Source organism: Burkholderia glumae LMG 2196 = ATCC 33617, assembly GCF_000960995.1.
GTDB classification, from domain to species: domain Bacteria; phylum Pseudomonadota; class Gammaproteobacteria; order Burkholderiales; family Burkholderiaceae; genus Burkholderia; species Burkholderia glumae.
The window spans coordinates 318,211-344,060 of record NZ_CP009434.1 but is presented as its reverse complement, the minus strand read 5'-3'; the positions used below and the strand labels follow the sequence as shown (position 1 = coordinate 344,060).

The window sequence follows — 25,850 nt, the reverse complement described above, 5'->3', positions numbered from 1 at the left end:
TTTTACCGGCTGGGCCGCGCGCCAAAAAAGCGGCGCGCAGCCCGCCCCGGGCACCGCGGGCAGCGATCGCGCGGCGGCGGGGCCGCCGGGGGGCGCCGGGCCGGTGCCGTCGCGCGCCGCCGGCGCGGCGCCACCCGGCTCATTCGTCGCCCGACGCTTCCGAGGCGCGCCGCAGCGCGTCCAGGGCGCGTGCGCTCAGGTGCTGGAAATCGGCCAGCGTGGTGACGTGCATCTCGTCCATCAGCGTGCCGCCCGGCTTCATGTAGTCGAGCACCTTGTCGAACACCGGCGCGAGGCCCGCCTGCACTTGCGGCGGTGCCCCGGCGGTTTCCGCCAGGAGCCGGTCCATCAGGGGCCGCCAGTTGCCGGATTCGGGCCTCGACATCAGAACCGGCGTCCAGCCGAGCGTGACGTTGAGCACGAGGTGGGTCTGCGTCGGATCGCGCTGCGATTCCGGGATCGCAGCGATCTGATCGAGGATCTTGTGCAGGTTGCCCATCCCGTCACGCATCGCTGCCGGGCTGTCTTGCGCGTCGCCCTTGAGCGCGTTCACGGCCAGCCCGACCAGCGCCGGCATGCGGTGCTCGGGCGGGTAGCCGGCGATCTGCGCGTCGAGATGCTCGAAGGCGGCCTGCTGCGTCTCGAGCGGCTGCACGCGGTGCAGCAGCCGGCCCAGGTCGCCGGTGACCCTGGCGCGCATCTCGTCGGGCTGCACGTTGTTGGCCGCCATCACGGCGTCGTACATGTCGCGGCCCGAGATGCTGCCGTGCTTGGACAAATGCTCGAGCGTGGCGATCATCATCGGACCGACGCGTTTTTGCAGATCGGCCCGGACCTCGGGCGGCAATTGCGAAATCGCGACCCGCCCGCGCGCGGCGTTGCCTACCGACATCGGCCGGCCGCCCAGCAGCTGCATCAGGTCGTGCAGATGCTGCGGGCCGATGTTCGTGCCGCTCTCGTGCGCCTCCAGGAGCTGGTTCATCCAAGCGGTGGTCTGCCGCTGCTCGGTGGAGACGCGCCGCGGCACGGTGGCGCCGTCGGCCGGCGCGGGCTCGGTGGGCGCGTTCGTCCCGCTCGCCTTGCCGGTCGGGCGGGCGTCGTCGGCAGGGGGGCTGGCCGGTGTCGCGGGAGGCTGCCGGGCGGTACGGGCGGCGAGCGCGGTGGCTTGCTCGTAAGACGGCGGCGGCGGGTCGGCGGCGCCGCCCGGGTGCGACGCCGCGGGCGAGCTGGTCGGGTCGTGCGAGTAGGGCGGCGGCGCCTCGTCGGGCACCGGCTCGTCCATCAGCGTCGGGCTCGCGGCGTGCGGCGGTGGCGGCGGCGGCGGCGGCGCGAGGTCGTGGCTGCGCGCCGCGGGCGTTTGCGTGCCGCCGCCGGAGGCGGACAGGTCTTGCGGCGCCGGGCCGCCGGACGGCGTGGCGAGGATGGGCGGCGCGTCCTCCATCTGCAGTGCGTGGAAGGCGTCCGGCAGCGACGGCACATGCAGGATCGTCGCGCCCGATTGCGCCTCGCCATGCCGTCGGGAAGACTGGCCCTCGCGCCGCGCCGCGCGCCGGCGCAGGCCGCCCAGCAGCGCGTCGGGCGTCGCGTTGGCGCGGCTCGCGCCGGACGACGGCCGCGCCGGCGCGTCTGCGGTCGGGCCGGAGGGTGTGGCGGGCATGCCGCCGGTGGAGGCGCGGCGAATCGGCGGCGGAGGCATCGAGTCGTTCCGTTGGGTGGCGCGGCCGGTGGGGTTTCGGCGTGCGCGCTCATCGTGGTGCGGCGCGCTGCCGGCACCTGCCGTCGCGCCGGCCGGACATGGTGTGTCGGCCCAAAGGTATAACGCAGCGCGCCGCTGGCGTCGCGCACGAGGCGAATCCCGCGCGCGCCATGCGAAGTTTGGCGCGTGGCCGCGGGCCGGCCTCAGGGCTTTCGGCCGAACGCCTCGCGCAGCTTGCGCTTGGCGCGCTCCAGCGTTGCCCGCCGCGTTTTCGGCAGCTTGCGGCCGGCGCGGTTGACGTAGAAGTTCAGCATCGACATGGCCGACTGGTAGGGCGATGCCTTGCGCCGCCGGCTGTGCTCGGCCGAGCGTTTCAGCGAGGCGGCGATCGTCGCGGGGTCGTCGGACTTGAAGATGTCGGGCTCGACGTCGAGTGCGTCGCTGCGGCGCGTGACCTCGCCGGACCAGCGCTTGCCCGAGCCGGTGGTGCTGGCGCGGCGCCGGCCGGGGCGCCGTGTCGAATGCTTGCCGCGCGAGCCCGGCTTCGCGTGCGAGGCCGGGCGGGGGGAAGGGGATGCGCTCATGGTGGGAGCCTCCGGGATGAGGGGGTAAGGAGGGGAGGGCCGATGACGGGACCGGCCGCTCTCCAATGGCCCGCATGGCAACAGGGCAGGCGGGCAGGACGGACGAGGCGGACGCGGCGGACGCGGGCCCTCGGCCGGCTCGCGCCCGGCCGGGCGTGCCGCGCCGCCGCGGCTTCAGGACTTGCCGTGCCGGTCGCCCGCGGGCAGCACGGCCGACAGCACCTGTCGCGCGGTCTCGACGATCACGCCGCGCTCGCGCGGGTCGCCCTTGATGAGCGTCTCGGCGAACTGTCTGGCCTGCTGCAGCGTGACGTGCGGCGGCAGGGGCGGCACCTCGGGATCGGTCTTGACCTCGAGCACCACCGGCTTGCCGGCCGCGAGCGCGTCGTCCCAGGCCGCGCCGATCCGGTCCGGATCATCGACGTAGAGGCCCTTGAGCCCGATCAGCTCGGCGAAGCGGTGATAGGGCACGTCGGGCACCTGCTGCGAGGCGTCGAACTTCGGGTCGCCCTCCATCACGCGCTGCTCCCAGGTGACCTGGTTCAGGTCCTCGTTGTTGAGCACGAGGCAGATCCAGCGCGGGTCCTGCCACTGCCGCCAGTATTTGGCGACGGTGATCAGCTCGGCCATGTTGTTCATCTGCATCGCGCCGTCGCCGACCATCGCGATCACCGGCCGCCCCGGATACGCGAACTTCGCCGCGATCGCGTAGGGCACCGCGGCGCCCATCGAGGCGAGCCCGCCCGACAGCGATGCCATCATGCCGCGCCGCATCTGCAGGTCGCGCGCATACCAGTTCGCGCAGGAGCCCGAGTCGCTCGTGAGGATCACGTCGTCGGGCAGGCGCGGCGAGAGTTCGGTGAACGCGCGCTGCGGGTTGAGGCCGCGCCCGGGGCTCGCGTCGGCGGCCGCGCGGCTGGCCAGCGTGTCACGCCATGCCTCGTTCCAGCGCGCGATCCGGTCGCGCCAGCGGTGCTCGGTGCGATCGGCCAGCAGCGGCAGCAGCTGGGTGAGCGTCTCGGCGCTGTCGCCGACCAGGTTGACCTCCATCGGATAGCGCAGGCTCAGCATGTCGGCCTTCAGGTCGATCTGCACCGCGCGTGCCTGGCCCTCCTTCGGTAGGAACTCCGCATAGGGGAAGCCGGAGCCCACCACCAGCAGCGTGTCACACTCGTTCATCAGCTCGTAGCTCGGCCGGGTGCCGAGCAGGCCGATCGCGCCGGTCACCCAGGGCAGATCGTCGGGCAGCGCGGCCTTGCCGAGCAGCGCCTTGGCCGCGCCCGCGCCGAGCCGGTCGGCCACCGCGATCACCTGGTCGGTGGCGCCCAGCGCGCCGGCGCCCACCAGCATCGCGACCTTCGAGCCGGCATTGAGCACCTCGGCCGCGCGCTTCAGATCCTCCGGATACGGCACCACCTTCGGGCGCGTGTAGCCGACGCCCGAATGCACGGTGCCGTGGGCGCGCGCGGGCGGCGCGTAGTCGAGCTCCTGCAGGTCGTTGGGCAGGATCAGCGCGGTGACGGTGCGCGCGCCGAGCGCGGTGCGCACGGCCCGATCGACCAGATGGCGGACCTGCCCCGGCACGCTCGCCTGCTGCACGAAGGCGCCGGCCACGTCCTTGAACAGCGCCGGCAGGTCCAGCTCCTGCTGGTAGTGGCCGCCGAGCGCGGCGCGTGCCTGCTGGCCGACGATCGCGAGCACCGGCATGTGGTCGAGCCGCGCGTCGTAGAGGCCGGTGATCAGGTGCGAGGCGCCGGGGCCGGAGGTGGCGATGCACACGCCGAGCTTGCCGGTGAACTTGGCATGCGCGCTGGCCATGAACGCCGCCATTTCCTCGTGGCGTGCCTGGATGAAGGTGATCTTTCCGTGCGCGCGGTTGAGCGCGCCGAACATGCCGTTGATGCCGTCGCCGGGGTAGCCGTAGATGCGGTCGACGCCCCATTCGGCGAGTCGTTCGACGATGAAATCCGAAACTGTCGTCATGCCGTTGCTCCTTGATGTCGGTGGGCCGCCGTGCGCGACCGCCCGTGCTACGCGGTGCGCCCTGGAGGCCGCGCGGGCCGCCGGTTCGCGCGCCGGGGGGCGCCTGCCGCAAGCCGTGGCCGCGCGCAAGGCGCGTGCCGCCCGGCGCGCCGGCGCGCCTGCCTGCCCGCTGCGGCGTCGCCGCGCGCCGCTTGCCGCGCGGCACGGCCTGGGGTGTGCCGGTTGACATCGGTGCTTGTAAAAACGTCGCGTCGCATTGATGCGCCGCCGCAAGCGAACTGTCATCTCGCCGCCGCGGCCCCGCCGCGCGCGGGCCCGGCGCGCGCGGGCCCGGCGCGCGGCGCGCAGGCAGGCTCGATCCTTGCTCCGCTGCCCCCGATGCGAATTCGCACATGACCGTGCGAGATGCGATCCAGACTGGAGCCCACGCGATGTCCGATGTCACCGAGTTCCCGTTGCCGTCCGCCGTGCGAGGCCGGCGCGCGCCGATCCGCCGCGTGCCGCGGCGCCTGGCCGACGCGCTGCACGGCAGGTTCGTGCCGCGGCGCGCGCGTGCCGCGGACGACGATCCGCCGCCGCGCCCGTCGGACGACCCGTCCGGCGACGCCGCGACGCGCGCGAGCGGCGCGACGGACCCGCAGCAGGACCCGCAGCAGGACCCGCAGCAGGACCCGCAGCAGGACCCGCAGCAGGACCCGCAGCAGGGCTCGCGGCACCCGGGCCGGCGCGCAGCGGATTCGAACGATGGCGGCGGGCGCCGCGATCGTTCTCGCGAAGGCGGGGACGGCGGTGACGGCCGCGACGGCAGGCGCGGCGGCGGGGATGGCGATGACGGAGATGGCGGTGACGCCGATCGCGACGGCAAGCCCGACGACCGCAAGCGCAAGGGCTCGAACCGCAAGACGCTGATCATCCTCGCCATCGTGGCGGTGCTGCTGCTGATCGTGGCGCTGGTCTGGTGGCTGCTCACGCGCAACCAGGTCAGCACCGACGACGCCTACACCGACGGCAACGCGATCGCGATCGCGCCGCATGTCTCGGGCTACGTGACGCGCCTGAACGTCGACGACAACACCTACGTCCACCGCGGCGACCTGCTGGTGCAGATCGATCCGCGCGACTACCAGGCCCAGCTCGACGCGGCCGACGCGCAGCTCGGCCTCGCGCAGGCGCAGCTCGACGCGGCGCGCGTGCAGCTCGACATCGCGCGCGTGCAGTATCCGGCCCAGTACGCGCAGGCCCGCGCCCAGATCGAATCGGCCGAGGCCGCCTACCAGCAGGCGCTCGCCGCGCAGCAGCGGCAGCACGCGGTGGATGCGCGGGCCACCTCGAAGCAGGCGATCGACGCGGCCGACGCGCAGCGCGCCAGCGCCGACGCGAACGTGGCGATGGCGCGCGCCCAGGCCCGCACGGCCGCGCTCGTGCCGCAGCAGATCCGCACCGTGGAGAGCACCCTCGAGGAGCGCCGCCAGCAGGTGCTGGCCGCGCGCGCGCAGCGCGAGACGGCCGCGCTGAACCTGTCGTACTGCGCGATCCGCGCGCCGTCCGACGGCTGGGTCACGCGCCGCAACGTGCAGCTCGGCTCGTTCCTGCAAACCGGCAGCTCGCTGTTCTCGATCGTCACGCCGCGCATCTGGATCACCGCGAACTTCAAGGAGTCGCAGCTCGAGCGCATGCGTATCGGCGACCGCGTGGACGTGTCGGTGGACGCCTATCCCGAGCTCGCGCTGCACGGCCACGTCGACAGCGTCCAGCTCGGCAGCGGCTCGCGCTTCTCGGCGTTCCCGGCCGAGAACGCCACCGGCAACTTCGTGAAGATCGTGCAGCGCGTGCCGGTGAAGATCGTGCTCGACGGCCCGCTGCCGACCAACCCGCCGCTCGGCCTCGGCCTGTCGGCCGTGCCCACCGTTCACCTGCCGTGATGCGCCGCCCCGCCATGGCCCACTTCGCGGCACCGCCGCCTGGGAGCGAACCGATGTCCGTGCCGTTGCCGTTGTCGCCCGCGCCGCGCGCGGGCCGCCGCCCGTGAGCCGGGCCGCCGCCGGATCGGGCGCCTGGCGCCCGGCGGCCAACCCCTGGCTGATCGCCGTGGTGGTCACGCTCGCCGCGTTCATGGAAGTGCTCGACACGACCATCGTCAACGTCGCGCTGCCGCATATCGCCGGCACCATGTCGGCGAGCTACGACGAGGCTACCTGGACGCTCACCTCGTATCTGGTCGCCAACGGCATCGTGCTGCCGATCTCGGGCTTCCTCGGCCGGCTGCTCGGCCGCAAGCGCTATTTCGTGATCTGCATCGCCGCGTTCACGGTCTGCTCGTTCCTGTGCGGGATCGCCACCAACCTCGGCCAGCTGATCGTGTTCCGCATCCTGCAGGGGCTGTTCGGCGGCGGCCTGCAGCCGAACCAGCAGTCGATCATCCTCGACACCTTTCCGCCCGAGCAGCGCAACCGCGCGTTCTCGATCTCGGCGATCGCGATCGTGGTGGCGCCGGTGCTCGGCCCGACGCTCGGCGGCTGGATCACCGACACCTTCTCGTGGCGCTGGGTGTTCCTGCTCAACGTGCCGGTGGGCATCCTCACCGTGCTGGCGGTGACGCAGCTGGTGGAGGACCCGCCGTGGCGGCGCGACGGCGAGCGCGGCATCCGCATCGACTACATCGGCATCGGCCTGATCGCGCTCGGCCTCGGCTGCCTGCAGGTGATGCTCGACCGCGGCGAGGACGAAGACTGGTTCGGCTCGAACTTCATCCGCCTGTTCGCCGTGCTGACGGTGCTGGGGCTCACCGGCGCGGTGCTCTGGCTGCGCTACGCGAAGAAGCCGGTGGTGGATCTGGCCTGCCTGCGCGACCGCAATTTCGCGCTCGGCTGCCTGACCATCGCCTGCTTCGCGGCGGTGCTCTACGGCAGCGCCGTGATCGTGCCGCAGCTCGCGCAGCAGCAGCTCGGCTACACCGCCACGCTGGCCGGGCTCGTGCTGTCGCCGGGCGCGATCCTGATCACGCTGGAGATCCCGATCGTGAGCCGCCTGATGCCGGTGGTGCAGACGCGCTACCTGGTGGGCGTCGGCTTCGTGCTGCTGACCCTCTCGCTCGTCTATTCGCGCACGCTGGTGCCCGACATCGACTACCGGCACCTGATGATGATCCGCTGCGCGCAGTCGCTGGCGATCGGCTTCCTGTTCGTGCCGATCACCACGCTCGCCTACCTGACCATCCCGCAGCGGCTCAACGACGACGCCTCGGCGCTGTTCACGATGTTCCGCAACGTGGCCGGCTCGATCGGCATCTCGGTGTCCACGGCGCTGATCCGCGAGCGCACCCAGGCGCAGATGGCGCATCTGTCCGGCCACATGTCGCCGTTCTCGCAGAACTTCCAGGACGCGCTGCAGCGCAACGCGCAGTCGATCACCGCGCTCTCGGGCGCGCCGCCCGCGGCCGCGCTGCAGACCGCGAACGGCCGGCTCTACGAGACCTTCGTCTCGCAGGCCACGATCCTCGCCTATCTCGACGTGTTCGCGATCCTGGCGGTGTTCTGCGCGATCTGCATCCCGTTGACGTTCATGTTCTCGCCGGTGAAGGCGGCGCAGGGCGGAGGAGGACATTGAGATGAAGCATCAGGCACCGCAGGGCCCGCGGGCTTTCCGGGCACGCACGCGCGCACGCGCACTCGCCTGGCCGGCCGCGCTGGCCGGCTGTCTGGCGCTGGCCGCCTGCACCGTCGGGCCCGATTTCCAGCCGCCGCGCGCGGGCCTGCCCGCGCAGTGGCACGACCTGCGGGGCGCCAGCGGCGCGGCTGCGGCCGGGCCGGCCACGGGCGCCGCGCCGCTGGCCGGCGCCTCGCTGACCGAGCCCGCCTCGGCGCCCGACGCCGGCGTGGATTCGAAGCCGGTGGTGGATGCCGATCCCGATCCGCGCTGGTGGCAGGCGTTCCACGATCCGCTGCTCGACCGGCTCGTCGCGCGCGCGGCGCACGACAACCTCGATCTGCAGACGGCCGTGCTGCGCATCGCCGAGGCGCGCGAGCAACTGCATCAGGCCGCCGCGCAGGGGCTGCCGAACGTGCGCGCCACCGCCAGCTACCAGCGCGAGCAGCTCGGCGTGAAGGGCATCCTGGAGGACGAGGGCGTCAGCGACCGGATCGACCGGCTCGGCGCGCCGGGCTCGGCGCTCGCCGGCGCGGTGCCGGGCGGCAGCGCGGCGATCCGGCAGGGCGCGAGCCGGGCGCTCGATGCGATCTCGTCGCCGACCAATCTCTGGCAGGCCGGCTTCGACGCCTCGTGGGAGCTCGACCTGTTCGGCCGGGTGCGCCGCTCGGTGGAGGCGGCCGGCGCCGAGGCCGGCGCGGCCGTGGCGGGCCGCGACGACGCGCTGCTCTCGCTCGAGGCCGAGGTCGCGCAGACCTACCTGCAGTATCGTGGCGCGCAGGCGCTGCGCGCGCTGGCGGTGGAGCTGGCGCAGTCGCAGGGCGAGCTGGCCGACCTCACGCGCAATCGCGCCGCGCACGGCCTGACGAGCCAGCTCGACGTGCGCAGCGCCGAGGCGCAGCTCGCCACGATCCGCGCGCAGCTGCCGCAGTACGACCAGCAGCTCGCCACCCTGCGCAATGGCCTCGCGTATCTGGTGGGCGAGGCGCCGGGCGCGCTCGACGCCGAGCTCGACGCGCCCGGCGCGCTGCCGGCGCTGCCGCCGACGGTGCCGGTGGGCTTGCCGTCCACGCTCGCGCGGCGGCGGCCCGACGTGCGCCGCGCCGAACTCGAGCTGCACGCGGCCACCGCGCAGGTCGGCGTGGCGGTTGCGCAGTTCTATCCCGACGTCTCGCTGACCGGGCGGATCGGGCTGCGCTCGACGCACGTGCGCGAACTCGCGCAGTGGTCGCATCTGTTCTACTCGGCCGGCCCGGCGATCTCGCTGCCGATCTTCTCGGGCGGCGCGCTGGTGTCGAACCTGCGGCTCTCGAAGGTGCAGCAGCGGGAGGCCGCGCTCGCCTATCGCGGTGCCGTGCTGGTGGCGCTACGCGACGTCGACAACGCGCTCGCCGTCTACCGCACCGATCAGACGCGCCGCGCCGAACTCGACGATGCCGTGCGGGCCGAACGCGGCGCGCTCGACCTCGCGCGCGACAGCTATCGCAAGGGCCTCGTGCCGTTCCTCGACGTGCTCGATGCCGAGCGGCAGTGGTCGCAGGCGCGGCAGCAGGCGGTGCAGGGCGAACTGCAGACCACCACCGATCTGGTCGCGCTCTACAAGGCGCTCGGCGGCGGCTGGAGTCCGGCCGCGGCCGGGTCCGAGGCGAGCGCGTCGTGACAGCGTCATGGGCCGCGGTGGAACCCGGTGCGCGGCAGCGCGGCGAACATCGGCGACTACTCGCGCAGCGACCAGCTCACGCCGCCGCCGCCATGGCTCACCAGCGCGGCGATCGCCTGCTCGACCGGATCGTCGCGCCGCGCCGCCTGCCATTTCAGCTCGTAGACGCGGCCAATCGTGCCGCTCTCGGGCAGCGCCTGCATGCCCGTCAGGGACACGCGGCAGTGCAGCGCGTCGAGCCGGGCGAGGGTCTCGGCGAGGCCCGGCGCGGGTGCGCCGTCGGCGCGCTGGATCACCCGCAGCCGGGCGCGGCGCCGGCGCGGCAGGCGCCGCTCGACAGGCTTGAGGCCTGACAGGATCGCCACCCCCAGCCCGGTCGCCACTGCCGCCAGCAGCAGTTGGCCGCCGCCCGCGCAGAGCCCCACCACGGTCACGAACCAGAGCGTCGCGGCCGTGGTGAGGCCGCGCACCCACCCTTCCTTGCGCAGGATCGCACCGGCGCCGATGAAGCCGACCCCGGACAGGATGCCGAGCGGCAAGCGCATCAGGTCGAGCGTCGCGAACGACTGCGGCGCCTTGCCGGCCTGCGGCAGCAGCGCGTTCACTTGCAGCATCGCGAGGCAGGCCGCCAGGCCCACCAGCATCGTCGTGCGCAGGCCGGCCGCCTTGCCCGAGCCGCGCCGATCGAAGCCGATGATGGCGCTGGCGACGAGACAGGTGGCAAGGCGCAGCGCGAGCTCGGCGTAATCGAGGGTGAGCGGCATGGGCAGCATCGGATCGGGCGGGCGCGGACGGTGGCGATGCCGATCGCATCGCAAGCGGCGTACCCGCCAGCGGCATGCGCGAGCCGAGCGGCGATGGCGCGAAGCGGGCCGGCAGGGCGCCGTCGGCAACGCCGCTTTTTTACCTTGCCTGTCGAATCCGCCGGCCGCGGCGCCCCGCGAGCGCGGCGCCGCGGCCGGCGCGGGCGGAATGGCCGTTGCTCGCTTCTCCTGCGAGCCGCGCCCGCGCGCGGCGACCGGCGGCGCCGCGCTCGCGGGCCGCGAACCGAGATGGGAGGCAGGCGATGAGATCGCGACACGAGAACGACCCGGCCGCCGCGCGCGGTTCACACGAACTGCACGCACGGCGCGATGCGCGCGAACGGCATGATTCCCAGGCGCCGCGAGCGGCCGCTGCCGATCCGCATGATCCGGCCGCCTGCCCCGACTGGTGGAGCGAGCCCGGCGCCCTGCCGACCGGCGCGTCGGAGCTGCGGCACGTGCCGCCAGCCTACCGGCAGCCCGGCATGATGCGGCGCGCCGCCGAATGCCGGGGAGGCCCGGTGCCGCGCGAGGACGGCGGCGCCGCCGGTCCGGATCGGACCCGGCCCGGCCGCGGCACGCGCGCTTAGAGGCCAGTTCAAAAACTCCCGAGAGGGGCTGTTTACTTCCTCGGCAAGCTGTTAACCTTGGGCATCAGAACAACGGAAGTCCAAGGATGGAAGCGCCAATCATTGACGACGAACTGTGGATACTGATCGAACCATTGCTGCCACCTGCGAAGCTTCGAGCGAAGAGCGATCCTGGTCGCCCGCGCGTGTCCGACCGTGCGGCTCTCAACGGCATCCTGTTCGTGTTCAAAACGGGAATTCGTTGGAACCACTTGCCGACTCGTCTGGGCTTTGGCTCGGGCGCCACATGCTGGCGGCGATTGAGCGACTGGCAAAAGGCTGGTGTATGGGACCAACTGCACGAGTTGCTACTCGACAAGTTGCGTGCGGCCGGCCAAATCGATCTGTCATACGCTGCGGTCGATTCGTCGTCCGTGCGCGCCGTTGGGGCGGGCGAAAAACTGGCCCGAACCCCACCGATCGCGCGCGACCCGGTTCCAAGCACCACGTCCTCGTAGACGCCAACGGCGTTCCTCTCGTTGCGATCCTGACTGGCGCGAACACCAACAACGTCACGCAGTTGCTGCCGCTCGTTGATGCGATTCCACCCATTCGCGGCGTTCGTGGCCGACCGCTTCAGAAGCCCGGCGTCGTCTACGCCGATCGCGGCTACGATTCCACCCGACATCGTCACGCGTTGCGCGAACGCGGTATCAAGCCCGTGATCGCCAAGCGCCGGACCGAGCATGGCAGTGGTCTGGGCAAGTATCGTTGGGTGGTCGAACGTACGCATTCCTGGCTCCACAATTTCCGGCGCCTACGCACTCGCTTCGAGCGAAGTGCCTACATTCACGAAGCATTCCTCAAACTTGGCTGCTCGATCATCTGTTGGAACATCTTCAGACGAACTGAGCAGGGTTTTTGAACTGGCCTCTTAGGCTGCGGCCGCGAGCGCGCGGCGCCGGCGCAAAAAGCGGGCGCCGTTTCCGACGCCCGTTCAAGACCTCACAGCCATGCGAGGCAGCGGCGCTCGGCCGCAAAGGGGGCGGCCCGGTCAGGCCGGGCCGCGCGGCCGCACCGGCGAGCGCAGGCCGAGTTCCTCGGCGAGGCTGTACTCGCGTGGAGCGTCCTGAGTGTCGTAGTGCTGGATCACGGCGCTTTCCCAGGCCGGATCGGTCGCCACCTGCCAGCTGTCGAGATCGATCGCCGGCGCGCCGCGCACGGTGGCCGCCGACAGCGCGATGCGCAGCCCCGTGCCGTCGGCGTCGAGCGCCACGTAGTGCCACGGCACGGCGGTCAGCAGGCGCGCGTGGACGCGCTCGTCGAGCGCGAGCAGGGCGTAGGCGACGCGGCCCGTGCGCAGGTCGAGCACGACCTCGCTCACGAAACCGAGCGTGTAGCCATCGGTGGCGCGCGCCAGCGCACCGTCGAACAGGCGGGCCGGCATCAGCGCGCGGCCGGCGTGGCGGGCGGCGCCGGCGGCAGCGGGCGAGGTGGATTGCATCGTGAGCTCCCTGGGAATCGTGTTGAGGCGCATGGCGGTCCCGGCATGGCGGCGGGCCGGCCTCGCTGCGCTTCGTGCGGGCGCCCCTGGCCCCGCACGGCATGAGCAGGCGAATGCGCTGCGGCCATGGGAATAGGAACGGCGCGTTCCTGCATGCCGGTACGCAACGCGCGTGCCACGCCGATTCGCCGGGCCGGCGCGGCGGACGCGGCACGGCGACTGCCGCGATTTACAACGGATGGAAAGCGTTACCGGGCTGTCCGGCCGGCTAGCCGGCCGGCGGCTTGGGGTCGTCGTCGCGCATCAGCGCGAGCCGGTTGTAGAGCGTCTTCAGGCTGATGCCGAGCGATTTCGCGGCGCGCGGCTTGTTGCCGTCGAAGTATTGCAGCGAGGCGGCGATGAAGTGCTGCTGCGATTGCGCCAGCGTCGCGCCGACCTGCAGCGTCATCACGTTGTCTCGCACGCTGGCGGCGGCCGGTGCCAGCGCCGGCGGATGCAGCTCGATCTGCTCGTCGGCGAGGATGAAGCCGCGCTCCACCACATTGCGCAGCTCGCGCACGTTGCCCGGCCAGCTGTGCGTGTTCAGCACGCGCAGCGCCTGCGCCGAAAGCCGCTTCGCGGTGCCGTGGCGCGTGTTGAGCTGCGCCACCAGTTCGCGCGCGAGCAGCTCCGCGTCGCCTTCGCGCTGGCGCAACGGCGGCACGTGCAGCGGCACGGTGGCGATGCGGTAGAACAGATCCTCGCGAAAGCGGCCGTCGCGCACCGCGGCGGCCGGATCGTGGTGGGTGGCCGCGATCACGCGCACGTCCACGGGAATCGGCTCGGTGCCGCCCACCCGCAGGATCGTGCCGCTTTCCAGCACGCGCAGCAGCTTGACCTGCAATTCGGGCGGCGCGTCGGCGATCTCGTCGAGAAACAGCGTGCCGCCGCGCGCGGCTTCGAAAAAGCCGATATGCTGCGCGACCGCACCGGTGAAGCTGCCCTTCTCATGGCCGAACAGCTGCGATTCGGCGACGTCGCGCGCCACCGCCCCGCAGTTGATTGCCACGAACGGCTGCGCCGCGCGCGGGCCGAGCGCGTGCAGCAGCCGCGCGACCACGTCCTTGCCCGAGCCGGTCTCGCCGACGATCAGCACGCTCGCCTGCGTCAATGCGGCGCGACTGACCTTGGCCAGCAGCGCCTCGATCGATGAAGACTGACCGGCCAGCCGCGGTGGTTGGCTATCGGGGCGCGCCATGGGAAACGAAAATTGAGGATTGCGGGGTCGGACACATGTGAGGGGGCTAGCTATTCCATCAATGAGGCCTTTATCATGCATTTTTTTTGAGATGGATGCAGGGTGGCACGCAGCGCCGGGGATTGAATCTCGCAATGCAACGGTCCGGGCCGGATAGAAAGATCCGATAGCATGGAGCGGCAATATCTGCTCTCCTAGCGGGAGCCGGTCGTCCGCCCCTCCATTCGGAATTCGCGGCGCCGCACCCCGCATCGATGACTCCGTCCAACTCTCTCATCTTCGCCGCCGCCGATGTGGCATCAGGGGCGCGCGATGCAATCGTTCAAAGGAGTTCGCATGCCACGCATTTTGATCGTCGATGACGATAGCGACACGCGCGAGATGCTGGTCGCGCTGGCGCAGCAGCGGCAACTGACCTGCGATACCGCCGCCTCGCTGGCCGAGGCCCGCTCGCGCATGCTGACCCAGACCTACGAGCTGGTGCTCTGCGACCTGGTGCTGCCCGACGGCAACGGCATCGAGCTGTTCGAGGACTTCACGCAGCGCGGCAAACGCGGCGAGCTGGTGTTCGCCACCGGCCACGCCACCCTCGACACCGCGATCGACGCGTTGCGGCAGGGCGCGAGCGACTATCTCGTCAAGCCGTTCAACATGCAGCGGCTGGACGGCATCTTCGCGCGCGTCGCGCAGATGGAGGTCCACGAGGAGGAGATCGGCGCGATGCGCGACGAACTCGAGCGCGCCGGCCGCTTCGGCCGCCTGCTCGGCCACTCGCCGCCGATGCGCACGATGTACGACGCGCTCGCGCGGGTGGCCACCACCGACGCCTCGGTGCTGCTGACGGGCGAATCGGGCACCGGCAAGGAAGTGGCCGCGCAGACGCTGCACGAGCTGAGCTTCCGGCGGCGCGGGCCGTTCGTGGCGATCAACTGCGGCGCGATCCCGGCCAACCTGGTCGAAAGCGAGATGTTCGGCCACGACCGCGGCAGCTTCACGGGCGCGGACCGCCAGCACAAGGGCTTCTTCGAGCGCGCCGACGGCGGCACGCTGTTCCTCGACGAGATCACCGAGATGCCGGTCGAGCTGCAGGTCAAGCTGCTGCGCGTGCTCGAGACGGGGCAGGTCACGCGGCTCGGCTCGGTGCGCGAGACCTCGATCGACGTGCGCATCATCGCCGCCACCAATCGCGACCCGGAGGCCGCGATCGCGGCCGGCACGCTGCGCGCGGATCTCTATCACCGCATCAACGTGTTTCCGATTCCGATGCCGCCGCTGCGCGAACGCGGCACGGACATCGTGCTGCTGGCCGATGCGTTCCTCGCGCGGCTCAACGAGCACAGCGGCCGCGCGATGCGCTTTAGCGACGCCGCGAAGGCCGCCCTGATGCGCTACGACTGGCCCGGCAACGTGCGCGAGCTGCGCAACTTCGTGCAGCGCGCGAGCATCTTCGCCGACGGCGACGCGATCGACACGCTGCCGCCGCCGATCATGGACGAGGTGTCAGGCATGGCCAGCACCGGCGCCAATGCCGTGACGGTGCCGCTCGACATGCCGCTCGAGGAAGTCGACCGCCGGCTGATCCTCGGCACCCTCGAGCAGTGCGGCGGCGTGAAGGCGCACGCGGCCGAGATTCTCGACATCAGCCTGAAGACGGTCTACAACCGCATCGGTGCGCCGGGCGAGAAGGCCGCGGGCGACAAGCCGCGCGACGAGAAATGAGCGGGCCGCGCGGCGCACGCGGCCGGTGCCGGCCGCGCCGTCGCGCCGGCTTCGGTGCCGGCTTTCAGCGCGACACGGCGATCGCCGCGTTGACGGGCACCACGGGCGAATCGCGCTCGGGTGCGCCGGCCACCACGAAACGTTCGATCACGTCCGGCTCGAACAGCAGGCAGAACGTCGAGCCGCCGTACTGGAAATAGCCGATCTCGTCGCCCTTGGCCAGGCGCTGGCCGGGGTGGGCATCGATCACGCACGACGACACGTCGCCCATTCCCACGAACACGCAGGCCACGGTGCCCATGCCGGGGTCCTCGCAATCGATCACCACCACCGCGCGCGTGGCCACGGCCGTCATGTAGCCCTGCGAATCGTTGAGCCCGGAAGGGTCGGTGCCCTCGACGTCGGCGCCCGAGAAGTAGGTGCCGGGGATGCGGTAGGCGTGGGTGACGGTGCCGCCCACCGGCGCGTGCCAGCGATGGTAGTTGTAGGCGCTCAGGTAGGCCTGATAGATGTCGCCGCCCACGAAGCGTTCGGCGAGCAGCACGTGCTGCGGGGTGAGCATGTCGCGAATCGAATAAGGCTGCGACTTGATCCAGAATTCGTCGAGGCGCTGCACGCGTGCGGCGATCTGGTACGGCGCCGCCTCGCAGGCGCTCACCACCACGCGCGGGTCGTTCGGCTCCGCCACCGGCCGCGCGCCGTCGCGAAAGCGCCGCGTGAAGAAGTGATTCCACGAATCGAAACCCCAGCACGGTTCGTCGCGGCGGCAGACGAAATCGTCGAGCCGCATGCGCTCGCGCGCCGCCTCGCAGAACCAGCCGGTCGGGCCGCGCTCGTGCAGATGCTCGCGCGAATGCGGGCCGGACAGGAAATCGCACCAGCCCGACAGCAGGCGGCCCAGGTGCGCGTTGACGGTGGCATCGCGAAACAGCGGATAGCCGGACGGCATGCACATCGGCCAGTCGAGCAGCGCGTTGATCGGACAGGCGATCAGGCCCTCCTCGCTGAAGGGCGGCGCGTAGCGCATCACGTGATCGAGGATCGACATCAGGTCCTCGATGGTCGCGTAGCCGAGCCCATAGCCGGCCTCGCCCGCTTCGCCGATCGCGCGCGTGAGGCTCATGCGCAGCACCGCATCGCGTTCGAACAGCGCCGCGAGTTCGGCCACCACGGCTGCCCGCGGCCGTTTCCCGGCCGTCGCGTAGGCATCCTGAGCAAGCTGGCGGCGGTAGGCCGTCATCCGCAGTTCCTCGGTCGCGAGCCAGTCGCCTAGGCGGCGGCGCGTGGCCCGCGCGGGGCCCTGGATTGCCGTCATGGATATCTCTCCGTGGCTTGTCTGAATGCCGTTGCTGTCGCGCGGGGACGCTCGCGCGACGGGATCGTCGACCTGCGGCGGCGCCGGGCTGGCGCCGGCGGCCGGCGTCACTGGCGCGGCAGCGAGCCGATCGCGTTCGGGTCCGGTTCGGCCTCGCGCGGCCCGCTGCCCGGAATCGGCTGGCCCTGCGCATGCCGCTCGAGCCTGCCGTGCCGCACGACGTGCGGCTCGCCCGGCATCGCCTCGACCTCGTCGCCGAAGCGTGCGCGCACGAACGCGCGCAGCAGCGCGGTGCGCAGGTCCGGCCCGCTGCCATGCCCCTCGCGGGCCGCGCAGGCGCCGCCGCCGGCTTCGAAGGTGGCCACGCAGCTCAGCGTGCCGTGCGCGTCGCGCGCGCTGCGCACGTCGATCAGGCGGTCGAGCACGTCGGTCGCGTCGGCCCATCGCGAGGACGGCGCGAAGCGCGCGTCCATGCGGGACGCCGTGCCGTTCGAGAAGGTCACGACGAGCGCGGGCTCGAGCGCGACGAAGGCGATCGGCAGATCGTCGCTGGCCAGCGCCCGCGCGGTCCAGTAGTCGAGTTCGCGGGTGTCGAGATCATCGGTGCGCATCGGGGGTATCCGAAGAGGGTTTGGAGGGGAGCCAAGCACCGGGCGTGCCTGCCGAACGCGCGGCCCGAGCGGCCGTTGCAGGGTCGATCCCGGTCCGGCGACGGCGTCGGCATGCGCGGTTTTTGCACCTGTTTGAAGGATTCGACCTGCCGCTTCGCGCCGCGGGCGAGGCGACGGCACCTGGGCCGGCGCGGCGCGGGCACTCAGCGCGAGGCCGCCGCGCGCTCCGGGTTGCGCGCCAGGAACGCGCTGACCACTTGCGGCAGATGCTGCTCCAGCCAGTTCGCCATCGCCACCTCCTGCGGCAGAATCCGCTCGCACACGGTGATCGTCTCGACGTCGCCGACCATGCGCGCGGCCGTGATCAGCGCGCGGTAGGTCGCGATCTCGAAGTTCTCGAACGCATGGCATGCGATCACGCCCTTGACCACCTCGTCGGCCGCCAGCATGCCGGCAAACCCTTGCAGCGCGGCCAGCCCGCGCGCGCCCAGATCCTTCAGCGCCGACACCTCGCTGCCGCGCCGCCCGATGCATTCGCGAATCAGCCGGAGCTGCTCGCGCGTCTCGCCCAGATGCTGCTCGATGCGCTGCTTCAGGTCGGGATAGGGCTCGAGGCGCCGGGCCATCGCGGCGAGCATGGTGCTCGCCTGTTCTTCCATCGCATGCGCGTCGCGCAGCCATTCGTCGAGATGCCCGTCGATCGAGCGTTTCGGATGTGCCATGTCGTGCTCCTGATCCGCGCGCCTCGTCGGAAGGGAAACGGCTTGAGGTGCGGCGGGACGCATGGCGCGATGCAAGCGGCGCGCCCGCGCCCGCGCCCGCGCCCGGCGCGCGGGCGCGGCATGGGCGGGCGCGCCGCGCGGGCGGCGCCGCTTCGTTTGCCAGCGCGTTTTTTGCAAGCGCTTGTCAAACCCGCTCATGCGCGGCGCGAGCGCGCCGCGTCACGGGCGCGCCGGCGCGCGGAACGAGGCTTGCGGAATCTCGGGGCCTGACGATCTCCGGAGGGCGTCATGCAGACGATGAACCCGAAGCCGCGCCGTCTTGCGCGCCTGGGCGCGTCAGCTGCCCTGGTCTTGCTGGCGGGCGGTGCGCGCCTGCCGGCCGCCGTGGCACCGCAACACGATGCGAGCCCGAGCCCGCCACGCGATCCGGGCGTCCACCTGCAGCCCGACAGTCGCGCGGCGGAACGGGCCGGCGCGCATGGGGCCGCGCCCGCCGCGCGCGGGCTTTCGCCGCGCGGCACGGACTCGCGCCACGGCGGCGGCGCCGACAGCGGGGCGCCACGCGGCGACGCGGCGGGCGGCACGCGCGGGGCCGCGTCGGGCGGCGGGGCGGGCAGCGGCGATGCGCACGGTTATTGAGGCGGGCCGCGCAGCCCCAGCCGGCGCGGCGGCGGTGAACCAGCGCCGCGCGCCGCGCAGGCGAGCGGCACGCGGCTTGCGTAAACCTGCATGACGGATGCGCATATGACGCGCTTGGGCGCGTGCGGCAGCCGCACGGTATCCAGCCACTCACGGCGGGCGGCTTCGACCGGACCGCCCGCCCCAGCAAGGAGAGCGTGATGACGATCCACGACCGGACCCGCCGGGTCCACTACGAAGCCAACGTATGCGGCGGCACGTTCGAATCGGTGCGCGGCCGCTTCCCCGCCTGGCAGCGTGAGCCGCTGCTGCATCGCCCGCAGCGGACCATGTTCGAGGACAAGGCCGGTGTGCGGCGCCTCGACGATACCGTGTTCGACAGCGCCGAAGCCGCGCAGCACGCGCTGCGCCGTGCCTGCGCGCCGGGCGACCGCGACGCGCTGGCGGCGCCGATCGTCGACGGCGAGCGTTCGCGGTGGCTCGTGATGGCCGCGTTCGTCGCCTGAACCTGCCGGCGGGTGGAAACTTCAAGCCGTGTAGCGAAGGCTCGGCCGGCCCGACCAGCCGAGCCCGGCATGGCGCGCGAGAGGAGATGTTGCGATGAAAACCGTTGTGATGAAAACCGAGCCGGTCCTGCATCAGCCCGAGCCCGGCGCCCCCGAGGCGCCCGAGCTTCCCGAAACCGAGCCGCAGCCGGCGCCCGACCCCGGCCATCAGCCCGAACCCGTGCCGCCGCCGTACCGTCAGCCTGACGCAGAGCCGCCGCCGGTCCGCGGCCTGGCGCCCGGCCGGTCGAGCGGGCGGGCGGTGGGCGCCCGCCTCGGGCCCGCCTCGTGGCGTGCCCTCGAGAGGCACCTCCGATTCGACCATGCACTTATTACGAGCGCATGGTAGATACGCCAGACCGCGTCCGGGTGAAATCCGCGCGATCCCGCTGCGGCGGGGGCGGCGAGGCCTGGCATGCGGTTTGCATGAAAACGCGGGCCGGAACACGGGCGCGGCGGCTGCCATCGGCCGCGGCGCGCGCATGCCGGCCGCTTGCAAGGAGAACGAACATGCCAGCCAAGTCCCAATCCCAGCAGCGTGCGGCCGGTGCCGCACTGGCCGCCAAGCGCGGCCAGACCAAGGTGCGCTCGTTGAAACCGGCATCGAAATCGATGTACGACTCGATGAGCGAAAAACAGCTCGAGGACTTCGCCCACACGAAGGTCCGGGGCAAGCCGCGCCATAAGCACGACGCTTGATGCGCGGCAGGTCCGCGATTCGAATGACTTGAACAGGGAGGTAACCATGCTCTACTACGCCGCCGTATTCTTCGTGATCGCAATCGTTGCCGCATTCTTCGGGTTCGGCGGCATCGCCGCCGGTGCCGCATCGATTGCCAAGATCCTGTTCTTCATCTTCCTGATCGTGTTCCTCGTCACCCTCGTGATGGGCGTGGTACGCCGGTGAAGCAGGCCGCCGCCGCGCGCCCGCTGGGGCGGCGCGCGGCGGCGGCGCTGCAACGCGCGGCGCGGCCGGCTCGATGCCGGCCGCGCCGTTTTTCGTTGCGCGCGCCTCAGCGGCTCGAGCGCGAGAAGCGGTGATACCAGTTCATCAGCGGCGTGGCCGACATGCCATGCACGATCACCGACAGCGTCACGATGCCGAGCACCACCGGCACCAGCGGCAGCGCCGCGTCGGGGCGCCGCTCGATGGCGAACAGCAGGTAGTAGAACGAACCGATGCCGCGAATCCCGAACCAGCCGATCAGCCGGCGCTGGGTTGCCGTGGTGGGCGAGCGGACCAGCGAGAGCGCCACCGCGAGCGGCCGGATCAGCAGCACCAGCGCGGCCGCCAGCGCCAGCATCGGCCAGCTGAATGCGGCCAGCGAGAGCGTGGCGAGCGCGCCGCCCACCAGCGTCATCACCACCGCCTCGGCGATCCGCTCCAGCTCGATGGTGAAGCCGAGCACCGATTCGGCCATGTAGGCGTGGGCCTTGGCCGGGTCGCGCTCGGTGGCGCTCACGTCGGTCGAGTCGATCGTGCCGATCACCTCGCGCGGCGCGCTCGGCCCGCTCGCGCGGTGCTCGACGCGCCGCATCGCGACGCCGGCCGCGAACACGGCCAGGAAGCCGAAGGTCTGGGCATACTGCGCCACGCCGAACGCGATCACGATCAGCCCGAGCGCGAAGAAACCCTCCAGCCCGAGCGCCTGCGCATGGCGGGTACGCAGCCAGGCGACACCGTGGGTAGTGATCCAGCCAAGCCCCGCGCCGATCGCGAGCGCGCCCGCGATGCCCCACGCCAGTTCGGCCAGGAACGCCGCCGAGCCCGGCGCCGCGCCCCCCGTCGAGGCCGTGTCGCCGCATAGCGCGAGCCCCGCCAGCACGAAGGGCAGCGCGATGCCGTCGTTCAGGCCGCCCTCGCCCGATAGCGCGAAGCGCACCAGATCGACGTCGCCCGGGCTGCGCACCTGCACGTCGTGGGCGAGCACCGGATCGGTGGGCGAAAGCATCGCGGCCAGCAGCAGCGCCGGCCCCCAGCCGAGGCCGAGTGCGACGGTCGCAACCGCTGCGACCAGCGGCACCGTCACGAGCATCGCCACGAACCCGAGCCGCACCGGCAGCAGCCAGAGACGGTCGAGCGAGGGCAGCCGCAGGCGCAGTCCGATCGCGAACAGCGAGACCAGCAGCGCGATCTCGGTCACGTGGCGCAGCAGCGGTGCGTCGCGCGCTAGATCGAGCTGCATCAGGCCAATGCCGGCCGGCCCGAGCAGCGCGCCCACCGCCAGATAGATCATGGCGGTGCTGCACGGCAGCTGGCTCAGCGCCGAGCCGGCAAAGCCGACTGCGATGAACACGCCGCCGACGATCAGGTACCACTCGGTTTCATGCAGCATCGAGGCTCCGGATAAGCGGCCGGGCGACGCGGCACGAAGCGCGCGGCTTGCCGGCCGAGGGTGAATGGGCTCGCGTGCGGGGCAGTATCGCGCGCACGCGGCGGCGCCGCCGGCGCGCCGGGAGCCGGCGAAGGCGCCGGGCGCGGCACGCGCCGCGCCCTGTCGGCGCGCGGATCGATCCCGTGCATCCCGGCGGCAAGCACCATGCCTGTCCGGCCAGGCGCCGCGCTCGTCGCCGGCCGGGAACGGCGCCGCGGCGCGGCATGCGGCTTGCGCCCGAGCGGATGGGTCCCGGCCGCGCCGGCGGGCGGCGGCCGCTTTCTCGAACCAGCACATCGGAGGTGTTCCATGACATCGAGCCACCGCTCGCACACCGGCCACGAACTGAGCCATTCGCGCGCACACGAGGGCCGCCGCACCCAGCAGGACCACGACAAGGGCGGCCACCAAGGCGGACACGACAAGGGCGGCCAGGATAAGCTGCCGAGCCCGATCGACGTGCAGAAGGCGTTGAAGGGCGTCGAGTATCCGGCCACCAAGGCCGATCTGCTGCGCTGCGCGCGCGACGGCCACGCCGACGCGCGCATCGTCGACGGCCTGCTGCGCATGCCCGATCGCGAATACGCGAGCCCGGCCTCGGTGTCCAAGGAACTCGGCAAACCGAGGTGAGCGCGGTGCCGGCGGCGCGGCTCTCGACCCGGCGCGGCGGCTCGCGCTGCGCCGGCCGGGGCCGATCGTCGGCTCGCGTGTGGTGGCGCATCCGGGTCGAGGGGCACGGCATGGCGCCCGCGCGTCGTGCGTCTTTCTGGCTATGATGGCGCGTGCCGACTGCGCCGTTTGCCCCCACCGCGATGACACTCCCTACCCCCGACGCCGCCCTCTCCCATCTCGACAACGCGATCTGGCGTGCGCTGACCACCTGCCAGGCCGGGATCGCGCTCGGCGGCGATCTGGCGCGCCGCTTCGAGCCCGCGATCTCGCCGTTCGGCGCGCTGGCCGCCGACACGCCGCAGGCCTGGCGCGCGCTCGCGGCGCTGATGGCGCCCGGCGAGACCGTGAAGATGTTCGGCACCACGCCATGGCGACCGCCCGGCGACTTCGAGATCGAGGGGCAAGGCACGCTGAACCAGATGATTCTGCGGGTGCCGTGCGAGGACGGCGAGCACCATGCCGACGGCGGCATCGAGCGCCTTGGCGCCGGGCACGCGCGCGAGATCGCCGAACTGGTGGCGCTGGCGCAGCCGGGGCCGTTCACGCCGCGCACGCCCGAGATGGGGCGCTACTACGGCATCCTGCAGCACGGCGCGCTGGTGGCGATGGCCGGCGAGCGGCTGCATCTGCCCGGCTTCACCGAGATCAGCGCGGTGTGCGTCCACCCCGGCCATCGCGGCCGGCGTTATGCCGAGCGGCTCGTCCGGTTTGCCGCGAAGCAGATCGCGGCGCGCGCCGAGATGCCGTTCCTGCACGTATTCGCGGCCAACACGGGAGCGATCGCCCTGTATGGCAAGCTCGGCTTCGCGCTGCGGCGGCCGTTGCAGGCGGTGACGCTGGCGCGCCGTTGAGGCGGCAAACGATGGCGCGCCGTTGAGGCGGCGAACGATGGCGCGCCGTTGAGGCGGCGAACGATGGCCGCGCCGGCCCGCCCAGGAATTTCTCAAAAACATCTTGACTCTCTATCTTCCAGTAGATAAAGTTCGATCCATGGAAACGAAACCGAATGTCCGCCAACAACTGCTCGAACATGCGATCGAGCTGATGATGCTGCGGGGCTACAACGGCTTCAGTTACCGCGACCTGTCGGCACTGGTCGGCGTCAAGACCTCGAGCATCCACTACTACTTTCCGTCCAAGGACGATCTGGTGCTGGAAGCGGTCGAGACCTACAGCGCGAACTTGCTGGCCGGCATCGACGGGATCGACCCCTCTCTGCCGGCGGACGCGAAGCTGGGCCGCTACACGCAACTGTTCGGCAAGGTGCTCGGCGACGGCCGCCGGATCTGCCTGTGCGGGATGCTGGCGGCGGACATCGAAGCCTTGCCGGATTCGGTCCGGCAGGCGGTGCAGGCGTTCTTCGGCATCAACGAACGCTGGCTCGCCGCCTTGCTCGCGCAGGGCGCCGAGGACGGCACGCTGGCTTTCAGCGGTGCGCCCGAGGATGCGGCCCGCACGCTCTACGCGGCCTACCAGGGCGCGGTGCTGGCGAGCCGGCTGTTCCAATCGAAGGCGCGCCTCGACGAAGTCGAGCGGGCCTGGAAGAAAGCGCCGTGACGGCGCCGGTCGAAATACACGAAAAGGCGGCCCGCCGCCTTTTTATTGGGATTATTTATCTATCTATTGGTAGATAAATAATCGAGAGCAGACGCTCGTGCGTCTGCATGGTTTGCGCAGCTTGTCTATCTGGCAGTCGATAGTTAAACGTCGTTCCATCATTGAACAGGAGTCAGTCATGTCGATCGAAAAAGTGCTGTACCGCGCCCAAGCCCATGCAACCGGTGGCCGCGACGGCCGTGCCGTGGTGCCCGAGGGCAACCTGGATTTCAAGCTGACCACGCCGCGCGAACTCGGCGGCGCGGGCGGCGCCGGTGCGAACCCGGAACAACTGTTCGCCGCCGGCTACAGCGCCTGCTTCCTCGGCGCGATGAAGTTCGTCGCGCAGCGCGACAAGATCGCGATCCCGGAGAACGTGGCCATCGACGGCAGCGTCGGCATCGGCGCGATCCCGAACGGCTTCGGCATCGAGGTCGAATTGCGCATCGCGTTGCCGGGCATGGACCGCGAAGCGGCGCAGGCGCTCGTCGACAAGGCCCACATCGTCTGCCCGTATTCGAACGCGACGCGCGGCAACATCGACGTCACGCTCACGATCGTCTGATCGCCCGGCCGCCATCCATTGCGTCATCCGCCATCGCCATTCATTGCTGAGGAATCCATCATGAAGTTCGTCAAGCCGCTGCTGATCGCCGCCGTGTCGGCGTTTGCCACCGCCAGTTCCGCGTTCGCCGCCGGCGCGGCCGCCTCGACTGTCGCGGACACGCCCGACGTCGCCACCACGCGCTTTCTCGCCGCGCTGAACGGCACGAAGGGGCCGGGCCTCGAAACGCTGAGCCCGGCCAAGGCCCGGCAGGTGCTGGTGGATGCGCAGAACAGCGTGAAGGTGGACCTGTCGGGCATCGACGTGTCGACGCGCACCATCGAGCAGGACGGCCTGAGCGTGCCGGTCACGATCGTGCGGCCGCAGGGCGTCAAGGGCACGCTGCCGGTGTTCATGTTCTTTCACGGCGGCGGCTGGATCCTCGGCGATTTCCCGACCCATGAGCGGCTGGTGCGCGACCTCGTCGTGCAGTCGGGCGCGGTGGCGGTGTTCGTGAACTACACGCCGTCGCCGGAGGCGCATTATCCGGTGGCGATCAACCAGGCCTATGCGGCGACCCGTTGGGTGGCCGCGCACGGCGAGGAGATCGGCGTGGACGGCAGCCGCCTCGCGGTGGTCGGCAACAGCGTGGGCGGCAACATGGCGGCCGTCGTCGCGCTGATGGCAAAGGACAAGGGCGGCCCGGCGATCCGTTTCCAGGGCCTGCTCTGGCCGGTGACGGACCACAACTTCAACGACGGCTCGTATCAGGCGTATCAGAAAGACTACTTCCTGACGCGGCCGATGATGAAGTGGTTCTGGGATGCCTACACGACCAGGCAAGCGCAGCGCAACGAGATCTACGCGTCGCCGCTGCGCGCCTCGACGGCGGAGCTGAAGGGCCTGCCGCCGGCGCTGATCCAGGTCGCGCAGTTCGACGTGCTGCGTGACGAGGGCGAAGCCTACGGCCGCAAGCTCGACGCGGCCGGCGTGGCGGTTGCCACGACGCGCTACGACGGCACGATCCACGACTTCGGGCTGCTGAACGCGCTGGCCGAGGATGCCCCGACCAAGGCGGCGATGAAAGCCATGGCGAGCGAGCTGAAGTCGCGCCTGAATTGAGCGGCAAGCCCGCGGCGCCGAGTTGCCCGGCGCCGGCGCGCGATTCGTGGCGCGGCACGGCCCAGCCCGGCTCGTTGGCCCCTGCCACGGCCGAACCATGACGGACCGGTCGCGCAGCGCGCGCGACCGGTCCGTTTGCATGCGGCGCGGCCGCGCGGGCCGGCCCGGGGTCCGTGACGGCTTCGGATCTCACGGCCGCGCGGGATAGCCAGGCAACGCGCAGCTCGCGCACCGGCGGCGCGCCAAATCCGATGGACGTGGCCGGCGCGGCCGGGGCGTCTTTACAATAGCGCCCGCGCGGCGCCTGCG

General features: G+C 71.5%; 24 protein-coding genes. 14 read left to right on the top strand and 10 right to left on the bottom strand.

The features are described from left to right. Positions 1-139 precede the first annotated feature (139 nt). From KS03_RS02850 to KS03_RS02840, 3 genes are all read right to left on the bottom strand, one after another. Complete coding sequence (locus KS03_RS02850) at positions 140-1,696, bottom strand: hypothetical protein (protein WP_035982010.1); 1,557 nt, start codon at positions 1,694-1,696, stop codon at positions 140-142. A gap of 203 nt (positions 1,697-1,899) precedes the next feature. Then, a complete protein-coding gene (locus KS03_RS02845) occupies positions 1,900-2,280 on the bottom strand; it encodes a DUF3175 domain-containing protein (RefSeq protein WP_012732923.1) in 381 nt (126 codons plus the stop codon). Between the two features lie 174 nt (positions 2,281-2,454). Further along, the gene (locus tag KS03_RS02840) at positions 2,455-4,263 is read right to left on the bottom strand and encodes a thiamine pyrophosphate-requiring protein (RefSeq protein ID WP_012732924.1); all 1,809 of its coding nucleotides are present in this window, start codon (positions 4,261-4,263) and stop codon (positions 2,455-2,457) included. Between the two features lie 431 nt (positions 4,264-4,694). Between KS03_RS02840 and KS03_RS02835 the strand changes: the two genes are divergently transcribed. The 3 genes from KS03_RS02835 to KS03_RS02825 all read left to right on the top strand — a co-directional run bounded on the left by KS03_RS02835 (position 4,695) and on the right by KS03_RS02825 (position 9,568). Further along, positions 4,695-6,185, top strand: a complete 1,491-nt coding sequence (locus tag KS03_RS02835; RefSeq protein WP_012732925.1) for an HlyD family secretion protein — start codon at positions 4,695-4,697, stop codon at positions 6,183-6,185. Between the two features lie 103 nt (positions 6,186-6,288). Then, positions 6,289-7,869, top strand: coding sequence for a DHA2 family efflux MFS transporter permease subunit (locus tag KS03_RS02830; protein WP_012732926.1), 1,581 nt, complete (start codon positions 6,289-6,291; stop codon positions 7,867-7,869). A gap of 1 nt (position 7,870) precedes the next feature. Continuing rightward, positions 7,871-9,568, top strand: coding sequence for an efflux transporter outer membrane subunit (locus KS03_RS02825; protein ID WP_012732927.1), 1,698 nt, complete (start codon positions 7,871-7,873; stop codon positions 9,566-9,568). A gap of 56 nt (positions 9,569-9,624) precedes the next feature. On the opposite strand, the gene KS03_RS02820 is transcribed toward KS03_RS02825, so the two are convergent. After that, positions 9,625-10,332 (bottom strand): MgtC/SapB family protein, encoded by a 708-nt coding sequence (locus tag KS03_RS02820; RefSeq protein WP_373419910.1) that lies wholly within the window; start codon positions 10,330-10,332, stop codon positions 9,625-9,627. Between the two features lie 715 nt (positions 10,333-11,047). On the opposite strand from KS03_RS02820, the gene KS03_RS29410 reads away from it, so the two are divergent. After that, positions 11,048-11,865, top strand: a protein-coding gene (locus KS03_RS29410; RefSeq protein WP_085962427.1) for an IS5-like element ISBugl2 family transposase whose coding sequence is annotated in 2 segments (ribosomal slippage) — positions 11,048-11,396 and positions 11,396-11,865 — 819 coding nt in all. Because the reading frame shifts where the segments join, the coding sequence is not laid out codon by codon here. A 129-nt stretch (positions 11,866-11,994) separates the two neighbouring features. Here the strand turns inward: KS03_RS29410 and KS03_RS02810 are convergent. After that, positions 11,995-12,444 carry a PRC-barrel domain-containing protein gene (locus KS03_RS02810; RefSeq protein WP_012732929.1) on the bottom strand — a complete coding sequence of 150 codons (450 nt, stop codon included), beginning with the start codon at positions 12,442-12,444 and terminating at the stop codon, positions 11,995-11,997. Positions 12,445-12,712: 268 nt separating this feature from the next. Then, on the bottom strand, positions 12,713-13,681 hold the full coding sequence (locus tag KS03_RS02805; RefSeq protein ID WP_012732930.1) for a sigma-54 interaction domain-containing protein: 969 nt from the start codon (positions 13,679-13,681) through the stop codon (positions 12,713-12,715). 336 nt (positions 13,682-14,017) lie between these two features. Here KS03_RS02805 and KS03_RS02800 point away from each other — a divergent pair, with 336 nt between their 5' ends. After that, positions 14,018-15,400, top strand: a complete 1,383-nt coding sequence (locus KS03_RS02800) for a sigma-54-dependent transcriptional regulator (protein ID WP_012732931.1) — start codon at positions 14,018-14,020, stop codon at positions 15,398-15,400. A gap of 64 nt (positions 15,401-15,464) precedes the next feature. Here the strand turns inward: KS03_RS02800 and KS03_RS02795 are convergent, their stop codons facing one another. From KS03_RS02795 to KS03_RS02785, 3 genes are all read right to left on the bottom strand, one after another. Beyond that, the gene (locus KS03_RS02795) at positions 15,465-16,715 is read right to left on the bottom strand and encodes a phosphatidylserine decarboxylase family protein (protein WP_026051558.1); all 1,251 of its coding nucleotides are present in this window, start codon (positions 16,713-16,715) and stop codon (positions 15,465-15,467) included. Between the two features lie 107 nt (positions 16,716-16,822). Beyond that, positions 16,823-17,326, bottom strand: a complete 504-nt coding sequence (locus tag KS03_RS02790; protein WP_012732933.1) for a DUF2591 family protein — start codon at positions 17,324-17,326, stop codon at positions 16,823-16,825. Positions 17,327-17,529: 203 nt separating this feature from the next. Beyond that, a complete protein-coding gene (locus KS03_RS02785) occupies positions 17,530-18,048 on the bottom strand; it encodes a ferritin-like domain-containing protein (RefSeq protein ID WP_012732934.1) in 519 nt (172 codons plus the stop codon). A gap of 288 nt (positions 18,049-18,336) precedes the next feature. On the opposite strand from KS03_RS02785, the gene KS03_RS02780 reads away from it, so the two are divergent. From KS03_RS02780 to KS03_RS29405, 4 genes are all read left to right on the top strand, one after another. Continuing rightward, on the top strand, positions 18,337-18,687 hold the full coding sequence (locus KS03_RS02780; RefSeq protein WP_039203207.1) for a hypothetical protein: 351 nt from the start codon (positions 18,337-18,339) through the stop codon (positions 18,685-18,687). Positions 18,688-18,887: 200 nt separating this feature from the next. Further along, positions 18,888-19,193: a hypothetical protein gene (locus KS03_RS02775; RefSeq protein ID WP_012732935.1), complete on the top strand. Its 306-nt coding sequence runs from the start codon at positions 18,888-18,890 to the stop codon at positions 19,191-19,193. A 549-nt stretch (positions 19,194-19,742) separates the two neighbouring features. Beyond that, positions 19,743-19,931, top strand: coding sequence for a DUF3008 family protein (locus tag KS03_RS02770; protein ID WP_012732936.1), 189 nt, complete (start codon positions 19,743-19,745; stop codon positions 19,929-19,931). Between the two features lie 46 nt (positions 19,932-19,977). Further along, the gene (locus KS03_RS29405; protein ID WP_012732937.1) at positions 19,978-20,139 is read left to right on the top strand and encodes a DUF1328 domain-containing protein; all 162 of its coding nucleotides are present in this window, start codon (positions 19,978-19,980) and stop codon (positions 20,137-20,139) included. Between the two features lie 106 nt (positions 20,140-20,245). Here the strand turns inward: KS03_RS29405 and KS03_RS02760 are convergent, their stop codons facing one another. Further along, on the bottom strand, positions 20,246-21,565 hold the full coding sequence (locus tag KS03_RS02760; protein ID WP_035982045.1) for a cation:proton antiporter: 1,320 nt from the start codon (positions 21,563-21,565) through the stop codon (positions 20,246-20,248). A gap of 351 nt (positions 21,566-21,916) precedes the next feature. Between KS03_RS02760 and KS03_RS02755 the strand changes: the two genes are divergently transcribed. The 5 genes from KS03_RS02755 (at position 21,917) to KS03_RS02735 (ending at position 25,541) form a co-directional block, all read left to right on the top strand. Beyond that, positions 21,917-22,237, top strand: coding sequence for a DUF2795 domain-containing protein (locus tag KS03_RS02755; RefSeq protein ID WP_012732939.1), 321 nt, complete (start codon positions 21,917-21,919; stop codon positions 22,235-22,237). A 182-nt stretch (positions 22,238-22,419) separates the two neighbouring features. Then, complete coding sequence (locus KS03_RS02750) at positions 22,420-23,130, top strand: GNAT family N-acetyltransferase (RefSeq protein WP_012732940.1); 711 nt, start codon at positions 22,420-22,422, stop codon at positions 23,128-23,130. Between the two features lie 139 nt (positions 23,131-23,269). Continuing rightward, positions 23,270-23,836: a TetR/AcrR family transcriptional regulator gene (locus KS03_RS02745; protein WP_012732941.1), complete on the top strand. Its 567-nt coding sequence runs from the start codon at positions 23,270-23,272 to the stop codon at positions 23,834-23,836. 178 nt (positions 23,837-24,014) lie between these two features. Further along, positions 24,015-24,440: an organic hydroperoxide resistance protein gene (locus KS03_RS02740; protein WP_012732942.1), complete on the top strand. Its 426-nt coding sequence runs from the start codon at positions 24,015-24,017 to the stop codon at positions 24,438-24,440. 60 nt (positions 24,441-24,500) lie between these two features. Then, positions 24,501-25,541, top strand: coding sequence for an alpha/beta hydrolase (locus KS03_RS02735; protein ID WP_012732943.1), 1,041 nt, complete (start codon positions 24,501-24,503; stop codon positions 25,539-25,541). The last annotated feature ends 309 nt before the right edge of the window (positions 25,542-25,850 follow it).

What these genes read in the sequence shown, in the direction of transcription:
- KS03_RS02850 (WP_035982010.1), bottom strand. Translation starts at nt 1,696, where the DNA reads ATGCCTCCGCCGCCGATTCGCCGCGCCTCCACCGGCGGCATGCCCGCC.
- KS03_RS02845 (WP_012732923.1), bottom strand. Translation starts at nt 2,280, where the DNA reads ATGAGCGCATCCCCTTCCCCCCGCCCGGCCTCGCACGCGAAGCCGGGC.
- KS03_RS02840 (WP_012732924.1), bottom strand. Translation starts at nt 4,263, where the DNA reads ATGACGACAGTTTCGGATTTCATCGTCGAACGACTCGCCGAATGGGGC.
- KS03_RS02835 (WP_012732925.1), top strand. Translation starts at nt 4,695, where the DNA reads ATGTCCGATGTCACCGAGTTCCCGTTGCCGTCCGCCGTGCGAGGCCGG.
- KS03_RS02825 (WP_012732927.1), top strand. Translation starts at nt 7,871, where the DNA reads ATGAAGCATCAGGCACCGCAGGGCCCGCGGGCTTTCCGGGCACGCACG.
- KS03_RS02820 (WP_373419910.1), bottom strand. Translation starts at nt 10,332, where the DNA reads ATGCCGCTCACCCTCGATTACGCCGAGCTCGCGCTGCGCCTTGCCACC.
- KS03_RS02810 (WP_012732929.1), bottom strand. Translation starts at nt 12,444, where the DNA reads ATGCAATCCACCTCGCCCGCTGCCGCCGGCGCCGCCCGCCACGCCGGC.
- KS03_RS02805 (WP_012732930.1), bottom strand. Translation starts at nt 13,681, where the DNA reads ATGGCGCGCCCCGATAGCCAACCACCGCGGCTGGCCGGTCAGTCTTCA.
- KS03_RS02800 (WP_012732931.1), top strand. Translation starts at nt 14,018, where the DNA reads ATGCCACGCATTTTGATCGTCGATGACGATAGCGACACGCGCGAGATG.
- KS03_RS02795 (WP_026051558.1), bottom strand. Translation starts at nt 16,715, where the DNA reads ATGACGGCAATCCAGGGCCCCGCGCGGGCCACGCGCCGCCGCCTAGGC.
- KS03_RS02790 (WP_012732933.1), bottom strand. Translation starts at nt 17,326, where the DNA reads ATGCGCACCGATGATCTCGACACCCGCGAACTCGACTACTGGACCGCG.
- KS03_RS02785 (WP_012732934.1), bottom strand. Translation starts at nt 18,048, where the DNA reads ATGGCACATCCGAAACGCTCGATCGACGGGCATCTCGACGAATGGCTG.
- KS03_RS02780 (WP_039203207.1), top strand. Translation starts at nt 18,337, where the DNA reads ATGCAGACGATGAACCCGAAGCCGCGCCGTCTTGCGCGCCTGGGCGCG.
- KS03_RS02775 (WP_012732935.1), top strand. Translation starts at nt 18,888, where the DNA reads ATGACGATCCACGACCGGACCCGCCGGGTCCACTACGAAGCCAACGTA.
- KS03_RS02770 (WP_012732936.1), top strand. Translation starts at nt 19,743, where the DNA reads ATGCCAGCCAAGTCCCAATCCCAGCAGCGTGCGGCCGGTGCCGCACTG.
- KS03_RS29405 (WP_012732937.1), top strand. Translation starts at nt 19,978, where the DNA reads ATGCTCTACTACGCCGCCGTATTCTTCGTGATCGCAATCGTTGCCGCA.
- KS03_RS02755 (WP_012732939.1), top strand. Translation starts at nt 21,917, where the DNA reads ATGACATCGAGCCACCGCTCGCACACCGGCCACGAACTGAGCCATTCG.
- KS03_RS02750 (WP_012732940.1), top strand. Translation starts at nt 22,420, where the DNA reads ATGACACTCCCTACCCCCGACGCCGCCCTCTCCCATCTCGACAACGCG.
- KS03_RS02745 (WP_012732941.1), top strand. Translation starts at nt 23,270, where the DNA reads ATGGAAACGAAACCGAATGTCCGCCAACAACTGCTCGAACATGCGATC.
- KS03_RS02740 (WP_012732942.1), top strand. Translation starts at nt 24,015, where the DNA reads ATGTCGATCGAAAAAGTGCTGTACCGCGCCCAAGCCCATGCAACCGGT.
- KS03_RS02735 (WP_012732943.1), top strand. Translation starts at nt 24,501, where the DNA reads ATGAAGTTCGTCAAGCCGCTGCTGATCGCCGCCGTGTCGGCGTTTGCC.